The sequence below is a fragment of the Enterobacter cloacae complex sp. P1B genome (genome assembly GCF_014982345.1).
GTDB lineage: Bacteria > Pseudomonadota > Gammaproteobacteria > Enterobacterales > Enterobacteriaceae > Enterobacter > Enterobacter bugandensis.
Genome location: NZ_JADCLF010000007.1, coordinates 64,282 through 76,348 on the forward strand (window position 1 = coordinate 64,282; position 12,067 = coordinate 76,348).

Here is a 12,067-nt window from a genome sequence, read left to right on the forward strand (position 1 = left end):
TGCACTCACCGTGCATCAGGGTATCCTCATGAAACAAATTACCTTCGCCTCCCGCAACCACCAGCTGACCAACATCAATACCTGGACGCCGGACAGCCAGTGGCTGGTCTACGACGTGCGCCCGTCAGGCGCGTCATTTACCGGCGAAACCATTGAGCAGGTCAACGTCGCTACGGGTGAGGTGGAGGTGGTCTATCGCGCCACTGACGGCGCGCATGTCGGCGTGGTGACCGTTCATCCGGCACTGGACAAATACGTCTTTATCCACGGTCCGAAAAACCCGGATGCTGACTGGCACTACGATTTTCATCATCGTCAGGGTGTGATTGTGCATCACGGTCAGGTGAGCAACCTGGACGCGATGGATATCACCGCGCCTTATACCGCAGGCGCGCTGCGCGGCGGCAGCCACGTGCACGTCTTTAGCCCGAACGGGCTGCTCGTCAGCTTTACCTATAACGACCATGTTTTACATGAGCGGGATCCGAAGCTCGATTTACGCAACGTCGGCGTGGCGGCACCGTTTGGCCCGGTGAACCCGCAGGGGAATCATCCACGTGAATATTCAGGCACGTTCTGGAGCGTGCTGGTCAGCCGCACAACACCCAACCCGCAGCCGGGCAGCGATGAAATTAACCGCGCCTACGAAGAGGGCTGGGTGGGCAACAACAGGCTGGCGTTTATCGGCGATACCCTCTCCGCGCAGGGCGAAAAAGTGCCTGAACTGTTTATTGTTAACCTGCCAGAAGACGAGCAGGGCTGGAAACAAGCGGGCGATGCGCCGCTGCAGGGCACCCCAGATACCCTGCCAGCGCCGCCTGCCGGGGTGAAGCAGCGTCGTCTGACCTTTACCCACCAGAGGGCCTACCCGGGTCTGGTGAACGTGCCGCGTCACTGGGTGCGCAGTAACCCGCAAGGGACGCAGATCGCGTTTCTGATGCGGGATGATAACGGCATTGTGCAGCTGTGGCTGATCTCTCCTGAGGGCGGCGAGCCGCGCCAGCTGACGCGCACCGGGAGCGGTATTCAGTCTGCGTTTAACTGGCACCCTTCCGGGAACATGCTGGGATTTGTGCTTGAAAACCGAATCGCCTGCTGTGACGCGAAGACTGGAGAAGTGACGTTTTTGACGTCCGATCACGGCAATCCGCCGTCTGCTGATGCGGTCGTGTTTTCCCCGGATGGGCGCTTTATTGCGTGGATGCAAGAGACGGGCGGTTTCCGTCAGCTTTGGGTAACGGAAACCGCGAAGGACTAGCGCGGCGGCATCTCGGCGGGCGGGATGACGGCGTTTGTCGCCAGATTTTCCTGCTCGCTTTTCTCTACCCGTGAGCGCACGGAATCGTCCTTTCGGAATACATCCCACGGCAGCAGAAGCGTATCCGCCACTGCTGTAAAGGGCATATCCAGGATAACCAGGGATTTGGTGCCCCAGTTCGTATCGTCATCGGAGATCATCGCCGCGCTGGCGCGCGTCCCCGGATATGTTCCTTCTTTACCGCCGGTGTGAGACATCACGCTCGAACACCCGCAAAGTAAAACCACCCCGCTGAACGTCGTCAGCTTTATCAGAACATTTTTCATCATCACTCAGTCATCGTTAATGGCACTGCATAGACCTGCAACTCAGGGTTATAGCGAGCCTTATCCGAAATGAATAGCCCGATAACCCCGCACTGTGGCAGCCATCGCAATTTAACCCTTTGTGCTGTTGTCCCAGAGTCTATGCGACAACCAGCAAAGTGCAAAAAAATCTCGACTAAATAGTCTTGAAAAGCCCAGTTCCAGACCCATTTTAAGAATGTGACCCGATAACGAACACGCCTGATGGGTGCTCGGGGGCGCAAAGGCCTGTCCATGGTGGAAGGCTACAATTTCTCGCTGATTTCAGGAGTATTATCTATGCGTAACTTCGATCTTTCTCCGCTATACCGTTCTGCAATTGGTTTTGACCGCCTGTTTAACCATTTAGAAAATAACCAAAGCCAGAGCAACGGCTACCCTCCATACAATGTTGAGCTGGTTGACGAAAACCACTACCGCATCGCTATTGCCGTCGCCGGTTTTGCAGAAAACGAGCTGGAAATCACCGCGCAGGACAACCTGCTGGTGGTGAAAGGTTCCCATACGGCCGAGCAGAAAGAACGTACCTACCTTTATCAGGGCATCGCCGAGCGCAACTTTGAACGCAAGTTCCAGTTAGCCGAGAACATTCACGTTAAAGGCGCGAACCTGGTTAACGGCCTGCTGTTTATCGAACTGGAACGCGTGATTCCGGAAGAGAAAAAACCGCGCCGTATCGAAATTAACTAATTACGCGGGTCGCGCGAGCGGCCCACCCGGACTTGCTTGCCGTAACGGGAGCATATGCGAATCCATCAGGATTTGCAGGAACAACTGTGCACAAAATTAAACTGTGCCGAACTCGCTTCTCAGAAGGAGATTTAGTATGCGTAACTACGATTTATCCCCCCTGCTGCGTCAGTGGATTGGTTTTGACAAACTGGCTAATGCCCTGCAAAGCACCACCGAGCAACAGACATTTCCGCCGTACAACATCGAAAAAAGCGACGATAACCACTATCGCATCACCCTTGCGCTGGCCGGGTTCCGCCAGGAAGATCTGGATATCCAGCTCGAAGGCGCGCGCCTGACCGTGAAGGGTACGCCGGAAAAACAAGAGACCGAAACCCGGTGGCTGCATCAGGGTCTGGTTAATCAGCCGTTTAGCCTGAGCTTTACCCTGGCAGACCATATGGAAGTGTCCGGTGCGACGTTTACCAACGGGCTGCTGCATATCGATCTTATCCGTAACGTGCCGGAAGCCATCGCGCCGCAGCGTATCGCCATTAGCGAGCGGCCGGCGTTGAACAGCTAATCCGCTTTACTCACAGACTGCACAAAGCCCTGCCCCGGCAGGGCTTTTTTGTGCGCCATCGCCCATACAACCGCATCCGGCTCTGAGAAAATCCTTGTTATAACTAAGGTTATGCCAAGGATGTGGATCATGAGTGATATCGCGTTAACCGTAAGCGTGTTGGCCCTGGCCGCGGTTGTAGGGCTATGGATTGGCAATATCAAAATCCGTGGCGTCGGGTTTGGGATTGGCGGGGTGCTGTTTGGCGGCATTTTTGTCGGGCATTTTGCTGACAAGCTCGGGCTGGTTCTCAGCGCCGATATGCTCCACTTTATTCAGGAGTTCGGCCTGATCCTCTTTGTCTACACCATCGGGATTCAGGTAGGGCCGGGCTTTTTCGCTTCCCTGCGCGTCTCCGGGCTACGGCTCAATCTGTTTGCCCTCGGCATTGTGATGATGGGCGGGCTGGTCACCGCGATCCTGCACAAAATCTTTGCTATCCCGCTGCCTGTGGTGCTGGGCATTTTCTCCGGGGCGGTTACCAACACGCCGGCGCTCGGTGCCGGGCAGCAAATCCTGCGCGATTTGGGCATTGAACCCGGCATTGTTGACCAAATGGGGATGAGCTACGCCATGGCCTATCCGTTTGGGATTTGCGGCATTCTGCTCTCCATGTGGCTGGTCCGCGTCCTGTTTCGCGTTAACGTCGACAAAGAGGCGAAGGACCACGAAACCACGCTCACCAACGGCCATATGCCGATCAAAACCATCAACATTCGCGTCGATAACCCCAACCTGAACAATATGGCGATTCAGGACGTACCGATCCTGAACAGCGCCAATATTATCTGCTCCCGCCTTAAGCGCGACGACGTGCTGATGGTGCCTGCGCCCGGCACGATGATCCAGCAGGGCGACCTGCTGCACCTGGTCGGCCAGCCGGGGGATTTAAACAACGCGCGGCTGGTGATTGGTCAGGAAGTGGATACCTCGCTTTCAACGCGCGGCACCGATATGCGCGTGGAGCGTGTTGTGGTGACCAACGAGCACGTTCTGGGCAAGAAAATACGCGATCTGCAGGTAAAAGAGCGCTACGACGTGGTCATCTCCCGCCTCAACCGTGCGGGCGTCGAACTGGTTGCCAGCCCGGAGGCCAGCCTGCAGTTCGGGGATATCCTCAACCTGGTCGGACGCCCGTCGTCCATCGATGCCGTGGCGGATATGGTGGGCAACGCCCAGCAAAAACTGCAGCAGGTGCAGATGCTGCCGGTGTTTATCGGCATCGGGCTTGGCGTGCTGCTCGGCTCTATTCCGCTGTACGTGCCGGGCTTCCCGGTGGCGCTCAAGCTCGGCCTGGCGGGCGGGCCGCTGATTATGGCGCTGATCCTCGGGCGTATCGGCTGTATCGGGAAGCTCTACTGGTTTATGCCGCCGAGCGCTAACCTGGCGCTGCGCGAGCTGGGCATCGTGCTGTTCCTGGCGGTTGTCGGGCTGAAGTCCGGCGGGGATTTTGTCGATACCCTGGTCAAGGGCGAAGGGATGAGCTGGGTCGGCTACGGCATCTTTATCACGGCGATCCCGCTGCTGACGGTGGCAATCCTGGCGCGGATGTTCGCCAAAATGAACTACCTGACGCTGTGCGGTATGCTGGCAGGCTCCATGACCGACCCGCCAGCGCTCGCTTTTGCCAACAACCTGCACGCCACCAGCGGCGCGGCCGCGCTCTCCTATGCCACCGTCTACCCGCTGGTGATGTTCCTGCGCATCATCACCCCGCAGCTACTGGCGGTGCTGTTCTGGGGGATGGGCTAACAGCTCTTCCGGGTGGATGCGCCGCAGATGGTAGTCCACCTGGTAATCGCTGGTATTTCGGAACATCACGGAATAATTGAGGAACTCGCCGCTGTCGCTGTAGGAGAGAGAGGTAATTCGCAGCAGTGGCGTCTGTTCCGGCAGATTCATATAACCGGCCAGCTGTTTATCTGCCAATACCGGCGTCAGGCTCTCGTAGTTGCCGCTGATGGTGATCCCGCACTCCTTCTCAATGTAATCAAACTTAGACCCCTCAAGATGCGCGAGCGACAGGTTGCGGAACAGCTTCACCGGCATAAAGCTGTCTTCCAGCATCAGCGGCTTTCCGTCCACGTAGCGCACCCGCCGTGAAAAGTAGATCCGCTCATCCACCTGGATCCGCAGTTGGCTGGCGATGGCGGGCGGGGCGGGCATCACTTCGAACTGCAGCACCTTGCTCTGCACCTCTTTTCCCTGCTGACGCAGTACCTCCACCAGCCCGGTCAGGTTAGTGGTTTCGTGGTGAACGTCTTTGCGCGAGACAAACGTTCCGCTGCCGTGCCGGCGCTCAACCAGCCCCCAGCTCACCAGCAGATCCAGCGCCTTGCGGATGGTCATGCGCGCCACGCCAAACTCCTGCGCCAGCGCTTTTTCACCAGGCAGCGGGCTGCCGATGTTGTAGTCCGATGAATTCAGCCGCAGCCGCAACCTGTCAGCAATTGATTTGTAGATCACCAGTAGACCTCTCTGCCCTTATCAGGGCGTGGAATGCGTCCTGACATGTCCATATTTACCGCAAGAAGTAGACCTGACTGGTCAAAATAAAACCATGAATGCGATCACGAATCGCAGCGGCACGCCATGTTCGTACATCAGTAAGTTCTTATGCTCACCTCAGGCCAGCACAAAACCATAAAGGCCTCTACCCCTACAGGTTGTTACGTGAGGATTTAAAAATGCTCAGTCAAATACAACGTTTTGGCGGTGCCATGTTTACCCCGGTGTTGCTGTTTCCGTTTGCCGGGATCGTGGTGGGAATCGCCATCATGCTTCGCAACCCGCTGTTTGTCGGCGAAGCCTTAACCGCCCCCGATCATCTTTTCGCGCAGATCGTTCACATCATTGAAGAGGGCGGCTGGGCGGTGTTTCGCAATATGCCGCTGATTTTTGCCGTCGGCCTGCCGATTGGGCTGGCGAAGCAGGCGCAGGGCCGCGCCTGTCTGGCCGTGCTGATTAGCTTCCTGACCTGGAACTACTTCATTAACGCGATGGGGATGACCTGGGGCCACTTCTTTGGCGTCGACTTCTCCGCCGAACCGACGGCGGGAAGCGGGCTGGCGATGATTGCCGGGATCAAAACGCTCGATACCAGCATCATCGGCGCCATCGTGATCTCAGGCATCGTCACCGCCATCCACAATCGCTATTTCGACAAGCCGCTGCCGGTCTTTTTGGGGATTTTCCAGGGCAGCTCGTTTGTCGTTATCCTCGCGTTCTTCGTGATGATCCCCTGCGCCTGGCTGACGCTGCTGGGCTGGCCGAAAGTGCAGATGGGTATTGAGTCCCTGCAGGCGTTCCTGCGCTCTGCCGGTGCGCTGGGCGTGTGGGTGTATACCTTCCTGGAACGCATTCTGATCCCAACGGGGCTGCACCACTTCGTCTACGGTCCGTTCATCTTCGGCCCGGCGGCGGTGGAGGGCGGTATTCAGGTCTACTGGGCGCAGCATCTGCAGGAATTCAGCCAGAGCACCCTGCCGCTGAAGACCCTCTTCCCGGAAGGTGGCTTCGCACTGCACGGCAACTCAAAAGTGTTTGGCTCGGTCGGGATTGCCTTCGCTATCTGGTACACCGCGTCGCCGGAAAACCGCGTCAAGGTGGCGGGGCTGCTGGTCCCGGCCACGCTTACCGCCGTGCTGGTGGGCATTACTGAACCCCTCGAATTCACCTTCCTGTTTATCTCGCCGCTGCTGTTTGCCGTGCACGCCGTGCTGGCGGCCACCATGGCAACGGTGATGTACACCTTCGGCGTGGTTGGGAACATGGGCGGCGGCCTGCTGGACCAGTTCCTGCCGCAAAACTGGATCCCGATGTTCCATAACCACGCCTCGACGGTGTTCACCCAGATCGGCATTGGCGTCTGCTTCACCGGCATCTACTTCGTGATCTTCAAAACGCTGATTGAGCGTCTGAACCTGAAAACGCCGGGCCGGGAAGAGAGCGAAATCAAACTCTACAGCAAGGCCGACTATAAGGCGGCTCGCGGGCAAACCACCTCCCCGGCGGCGGCCAGCCAGCAGGTTGGGCAAGCCGCCGGATTCCTGCAGGCGCTCGGCGGCGCGGCCAACATCGAAAGCATCAATAACTGCGCCACCCGCCTGCGTATCGCACTGGTGGATATGGCGAAAACCCAAAGCGACGACGTCTTCAAAGCCCTGGGCGCACACGGCGTAGTGCGACGCGGCAACGGCATTCAGGTGATTGTCGGCCTGCACGTTCCTCAGGTGCGTGACCAGCTGGAATCGCTGATGAAAACTCCTTTAACAAATGAACAAACCACCCTGACAGAGGCTATATCATGAAAAAATTCTCAGTTGTCATTGCAGGCGGCGGCAGCACCTTTACGCCTGGTATCGTCCTGATGCTGTTAGCCAACCGTGACCGCTTCCCGCTGCGCGCCCTGAAGTTCTATGACAACGATGGCGCGCGTCAGGAGACCATCGCCGAAGCGTGCAGAATCATCCTTAAGGAGCAGGCCCCGGAGATTGAATTCAGCTACACCACCGATCCAAAAGCGGCGTTTACCGATGTCGATTTCGTGATGGCGCACATCCGCGTGGGAAAATACCCGATGCGCGAAAAAGATGAAAAAATCCCGCTGCGCCACGGCGTGCTGGGCCAGGAAACCTGCGGACCGGGCGGTATCTCTTACGGTATGCGCTCTATCGGCGGCGTGCTGGAGCTGGTGGATTATATGGAGCAGTACTCCCCGAACGCGTGGATGCTGAACTACTCCAACCCGGCGGCGATTGTCGCAGAAGCCACGCGCCGCCTGCGTCCGAACGCTAAAATCCTCAACATCTGCGATATGCCGATCGGCATTGAAGGGCGCATGGCGCAGATTGTCGGCCTGAAAGACCGCAAAGAGATGCGCGTGCGCTACTACGGCCTGAACCACTTCGGCTGGTGGACGTCGATTGAAGACCTGAACGGCAACGATCTGATGCCGAAGCTGCGCGAATACGTGGCGAAAAACGGCTATGTTCCGCCTTCGGAAGATGCGCATACCGAAGCGAGCTGGAACGATACCTTTGCCAAAGCTAAAGACGTGCAGGCGCTGGATCCGGACACCATGCCGAACACCTACCTGAAGTATTACCTGTTCCCGGACTACGTGGTCGCGCATTCCAACCCGGAACGGACCCGCGCCAATGAAGTTATGGATCACCGTGAGAAGCATGTGTTTAGCGCCTGTCGGGCGATTATCGAAGCCGGCAAGTCCGCCGCCGGTGAGCTGGAAATCGACGAACATGCGTCGTACATCGTCGATCTGGCGACTGCGATTGCCTTTAACACCCAGGAGCGGATGCTGCTGATAGTGCCAAACAACGGTGCCATCCATAACTTTGACGCCGACGCGATGGTGGAGATCCCGTGCCTGGTGGGCCATAACGGACCGGAGCCGCTTACGGTGGGCGATATTCCGCACTTCCAGAAAGGGCTGATGAGCCAGCAGGTGGCGGTGGAAAAACTGGTGGTGGATGCCTGGGAGCAGCGCTCGTACCAGAAGCTCTGGCAGGCCATTACCCTGTCGAAAACCGTGCCGAGCGCCTCCGTCGCGAAAGCGATTCTGGATGACCTGATCGAGGCCAACAAAGAGTACTGGCCAGAGCTGCATTAATCGTCCTGACCGGCATCGCCCGATGCCGGTCTCCTTGTCCTTGTCGATTTACGCTATGCTGAAGCCTGCCCGTAGCACGACAAGGAATCTCCATGAAAATTTCCCGCCTCGGCGAAGCGCCGGACTACCGCTTCTCTCTGGCTAATGAGCGCACGTTTTTAGCGTGGATCCGCACCGCACTGGGCTTTCTGGCCGCAGGTGTCGGCCTTGACCAGCTCGCCCCCGATTTTGCCACGCCGCTGATTCGTGAAGTGCTGGCGCTGCTGCTGTGCCTGTTCGCGGGCGTGCTGGCGATTTACGGCTACCTGCGATGGCTGCGCAATGAGAAGGCGATGCGCCTGAAGCAGGATCTGCCCTATACGCGCGGGTTACTCATCATCAGCGTGATTCTGCTGGCGGTGGCGGGCGTGGTGATGGGGCTGGTGTTCTATGGCGGATAGCCGCAAAGCGCGGCGCGAAGCGGACCCCGGCCTGCAGCCGGAGCGGACGTCGTTGGCCTGGCTGCGCACGCTGCTGGGGTATGGCGCGCTGATTGCCCTGGCGATTAAGCACAACTGGCACCGAACCGGGGTGCCATTCTGGATCTCTATTATTGTGCTGGCGCTGGTGGCCATCATTTTATGGCGCTATACCCGCAGCCGTAACCTGATGGACGTGGCGCAGAACGATTTTGTACAGCCGAAAGCGGTGCGGGATAAATTCCTGATTGCGCTGGCTGTTCTCTCGCTATCGCTGCTGTTTGCGGTGACCCATATTCAGCAAATTTTGAGCCTGTAAACCGAGTGGCGGCTTAATTACTTCCCTTTAGCCAGATACTTCGCCATCTCGTCTTCCGGCACCATGCCACCGCCGGTTGCCCACACCAGGTGGGTAACGTTGGTATGAGAATGAACGCGCACCGGCCCGGCCATCCCCGCCAGCGCTGAAGGCTCAAGGCGGATCCCTTCCTCCTGCGCCAGCCAGCCGAGCATGTCGTACATGCTCCGATCGGAAAGCGTATAGAACCCGTCGAGCAGGCGCTCCATCGCGCGGCCTACGAAGCCGGACGCGCGCCCAACCGCCAGACCGTCCGCCGCCGTCACGTTATCAATGCCCAGATCCTGCACTGCAATCGCATCATGCAGGCCGGTGTAAACGCCCAGCAGCATGCACGGCGAGTGCGTTGGCTCCGCGAAGAAGCAGTGCACGTTATCACCAAAGGCCAGCTTCAGGCCAAACGCCACGCCGCCAGGCCCGCCGCCTACGCCGCACGGCAGATAGACGTACAGGGGATGATCCGCATCCACCACGCGGCCCTGTTCGGTGAACTGCGCTTTCAGGCGCTCGCCCGCCACCGCATAGCCCAGGAACAGGGTGCGGGAATTCTCATCGTCAATGAAGAAGCAGTTCGGATCGCTTTCCGCCGCTTTGCGCCCTTGCTCCACCGCCACGCCGTAATCCTGCTCATATTCCACGACGATGACACCGTGGCTGCGCAGCCTGGCTTTCTTCCACTCGCGGGCGTCGGCGGACATATGGACCGTCACCTTAAAGCCGATGCGGGCGCTCATTATGCCAATGGATAACCCCAGGTTGCCGGTGGAGCCCACGGCAATGCTGTACTGGCTGAAGAAGGCCTTAAAGCGTGGCTCCAGCAGAATGCTGTAGTCGTCTTCGGTGGTCAGCAACCCGGCTTCCAGCGCCAGTTTTTCCGCGTGGGTCAGCACTTCATAGATGCCGCCGCGCGCTTTAATCGAGCCGGAAATCGGCAGGTGGCTGTCTTTTTTCAGCAGCAGCGTGCCGGGAATGGATTTGCCAGATTCTCTCTCCAGCCGCGCCTGCATTGCCGGAATGGCGACCAGTTCAGATTCAATAATCCCACCCGTTGCCGCCGTCTCCGGGAAGGCTTTCGCCAGATACGGCGCGAAGCGGTTGAGGCGCGCATGGGCATCGTCCACGTCGGCTTTGGTCAGCCCGACATAGGGCAGCCCTTCTTCAAGCGTGGTGGTGTTCGGGTTAAGCCAGGTGGTTTCTTTCAGGGCAATCAGATCCTCAACCAGAGGAAACTGTGCGGTTAAAGTGGTGATAGTTGCGTTTTCCATAATATGTCTCTTCGCGCTCAGATAATGAAAGAAAGCAGGAATGTGCCGCCAAGTGCAAGCACCGAGGCGATAAACGTCGCCGTCGTATAGTATTTGAAGGTCTCATTCAGGGTCGCGCCGCAGTATTGCTTCACCAGCCAGAAGAGAGAATCGGTCACGATCGTGCAGCCAATGGCGCCGGAACCGATGGCAATGGTGATGATCTCCGGGCTGACGTTCGGGTAGAGCGGCAGCATCGGCGCGACGATGGCCGTGGCGCCCATCATCGCGACCGTGGCGGAGCCTACGGCGGCATGCAGCACCAGCGCCACCAGCCAGGCGAGCAGGATAGGGTGCATGTGCAGGTTCGAGAGAATTTGCGCCAGCGAGTCCGCCAGTCCGCTGGTTTTCAGGATGGCGTTGAACGCGCCGCCCGCGCCGATAATCAGCAAAATGTTGGCGATAGAGCCAAAGCCGTGCTCGGTGTGCGTCAGCATCGCGCCCATGCCCATGTGCTGGCGGATGCCCAGCAGGTAGTAGGCGACAAACACGGCGATAAACATGGCGGTGATCGGGTTGCCGATAAACTCCAGCAGCGTATACAGCGTGCCGTCTTTTGCCATATTCAGTTCAGCGATGGTCTTCACCAGCATCAGGGCAATCGGCAGCAGCACCGTAAACAGCGTGGCGCCCAGCGACGGCAGGGTATGCTCCTCCCGCACCTTCAGGTCTGAAAATTCCGCCGGAACCGGTTTAAACGGCAGACGATTGCCGAGCAGCTTCAGGAACAGCGGGCCGCCGACCAGAGAGGCCATCAGGCCGACCATCAAACCGTAGACAATGACCGTTCCAACGTCCGCCCCTAATTTATTGGTCACAAACAGCGCGGCCGGATGCGGCGGCACCACGCAGTGCACCGCCATCAGCGTGGTACAGAGCGGAATGGCCAGCTTGAGCAGCGACGTGTGGGTCTTTTTGGCGATGGAAAACGCCAGCGGTATCAGCAGGACCACGCCCACTTCCACGAACAGCGTAATGCCGCAGATCAGGCCCACCAGCACCATAATCACGTCTGCTGACAGCCAGCGGCAGCGCTGCAACGTAATCCCGATGCGCTCTGCCGCGCCGGAAACCTCCATCATCTTGCCGAGAATGGTCCCAAGACCAATCACGGCCGCCAGGAAGCCCAGCGTGCCGCCAATCCCACTCTCAATGGCGTTTACCATATCCAGCGGGCTCATTCCCATCATTGCGCCGACGAAAAAGCTCGCCAGCAGCAGCGCGAGGAACGGGTGAAACTTTAGCTTAACGATGGTTAAAACAATCAACACAATGCTGACCAGCAGCGTTGCCACAACCCAGACCTGAGATCCCATATCTCACCTCACCCTTATGTCATCTGGGGGTATTGGACGAAAAGCGGCGTGGGCTGACAAACGATATAAATTGGCGTTCAGGTGA

General features: G+C 58.2%; 12 protein-coding genes and 1 other annotated feature. Of the genes, 8 read left to right on the top strand and 4 right to left on the bottom strand.

Annotation, left to right across the window (positions count from 1 at the left end; translation table 11 throughout):
* Positions 1 to 28: 28 nt before the first annotated feature.
* A complete protein-coding gene (locus INF77_RS07510; RefSeq protein ID WP_193531931.1) occupies positions 29 to 1,258 on the top strand; it encodes a DUF3748 domain-containing protein in 1,230 nt (409 codons plus the stop codon).
* Here the strand turns inward: INF77_RS07510 and INF77_RS07515 are convergent.
* Entirely contained in the window at positions 1,255 to 1,587 is a 333-nt protein-coding gene (locus tag INF77_RS07515; protein WP_014881914.1) for a YceK/YidQ family lipoprotein, read from the bottom strand. The two genes, INF77_RS07510 and INF77_RS07515, sit on opposite strands and share 4 nt — an antisense overlap.
* Before the next feature lie 250 nt (positions 1,588 to 1,837).
* Positions 1,838 to 1,909 (top strand) — a sequence feature (ROSE (Repression Of Heat Shock gene Expression) occurs in the 5'-region of heat shock genes and acts as an RNA thermometer to modulate expression.).
* Here INF77_RS07515 and ibpA point away from each other — a divergent pair.
* The 3 genes from ibpA (at position 1,903) to INF77_RS07530 (ending at position 4,669) form a co-directional block, all read left to right on the top strand.
* A complete protein-coding gene (gene ibpA / locus INF77_RS07520) occupies positions 1,903 to 2,313 on the top strand; it encodes a small heat shock chaperone IbpA (RefSeq protein ID WP_008500162.1) in 411 nt (136 codons plus the stop codon). (Overlaps the previous feature by 7 nt.)
* 136 nt (positions 2,314 to 2,449) lie before the next feature.
* Positions 2,450 to 2,878 carry a small heat shock chaperone IbpB gene (gene ibpB / locus INF77_RS07525; protein WP_028014943.1) on the top strand — a complete coding sequence of 143 codons (429 nt, stop codon included), beginning with the start codon at positions 2,450 to 2,452 and terminating at the stop codon, positions 2,876 to 2,878.
* 129 nt (positions 2,879 to 3,007) lie between these two features.
* Positions 3,008 to 4,669: a putative transporter gene (locus INF77_RS07530; RefSeq protein WP_193531932.1), complete on the top strand. Its 1,662-nt coding sequence runs from the start codon at positions 3,008 to 3,010 to the stop codon at positions 4,667 to 4,669.
* On the opposite strand, the gene INF77_RS07535 is transcribed toward INF77_RS07530, so the two are convergent.
* A complete protein-coding gene (locus INF77_RS07535; protein WP_028014945.1) occupies positions 4,637 to 5,383 on the bottom strand; it encodes a GntR family transcriptional regulator in 747 nt (248 codons plus the stop codon). The genes INF77_RS07530 and INF77_RS07535 overlap by 33 nt on opposite strands.
* A gap of 221 nt (positions 5,384 to 5,604) precedes the next feature.
* On the opposite strand from INF77_RS07535, the gene INF77_RS07540 reads away from it, so the two are divergent.
* The 4 genes from INF77_RS07540 (at position 5,605) to INF77_RS07555 (ending at position 9,323) form a co-directional block, all read left to right on the top strand.
* Positions 5,605 to 7,227: an alpha-glucoside-specific PTS transporter subunit IIBC gene (locus INF77_RS07540; RefSeq protein WP_193531933.1), complete on the top strand. Its 1,623-nt coding sequence runs from the start codon at positions 5,605 to 5,607 to the stop codon at positions 7,225 to 7,227.
* Complete coding sequence (locus INF77_RS07545) at positions 7,224 to 8,546, top strand: 6-phospho-alpha-glucosidase (RefSeq protein WP_193531934.1); 1,323 nt, start codon at positions 7,224 to 7,226, stop codon at positions 8,544 to 8,546. Before INF77_RS07540 ends, INF77_RS07545 begins: the two co-directional genes overlap by 4 nt.
* 92 nt (positions 8,547 to 8,638) lie before the next feature.
* Positions 8,639 to 8,986, top strand: coding sequence for a YidH family protein (locus INF77_RS07550; protein WP_028014948.1), 348 nt, complete (start codon positions 8,639 to 8,641; stop codon positions 8,984 to 8,986).
* On the top strand, positions 8,976 to 9,323 hold the full coding sequence (locus tag INF77_RS07555) for a DUF202 domain-containing protein (RefSeq protein ID WP_023309822.1): 348 nt from the start codon (positions 8,976 to 8,978) through the stop codon (positions 9,321 to 9,323). Before INF77_RS07550 ends, INF77_RS07555 begins: the two co-directional genes overlap by 11 nt.
* 17 nt (positions 9,324 to 9,340) lie before the next feature.
* On the opposite strand, the gene dsdA is transcribed toward INF77_RS07555, so the two are convergent.
* Both dsdA and dsdX read right to left on the bottom strand, forming a co-directional pair.
* Positions 9,341 to 10,627, bottom strand: a complete 1,287-nt coding sequence (gene dsdA, locus INF77_RS07560) for a D-serine ammonia-lyase (RefSeq protein WP_193531935.1) — start codon at positions 10,625 to 10,627, stop codon at positions 9,341 to 9,343.
* Between the two features lie 17 nt (positions 10,628 to 10,644).
* Positions 10,645 to 11,982 carry a D-serine transporter DsdX gene (gene dsdX / locus INF77_RS07565; protein WP_193531936.1) on the bottom strand — a complete coding sequence of 446 codons (1,338 nt, stop codon included), beginning with the start codon at positions 11,980 to 11,982 and terminating at the stop codon, positions 10,645 to 10,647.
* Positions 11,983 to 12,067 lie beyond the last annotated feature (85 nt).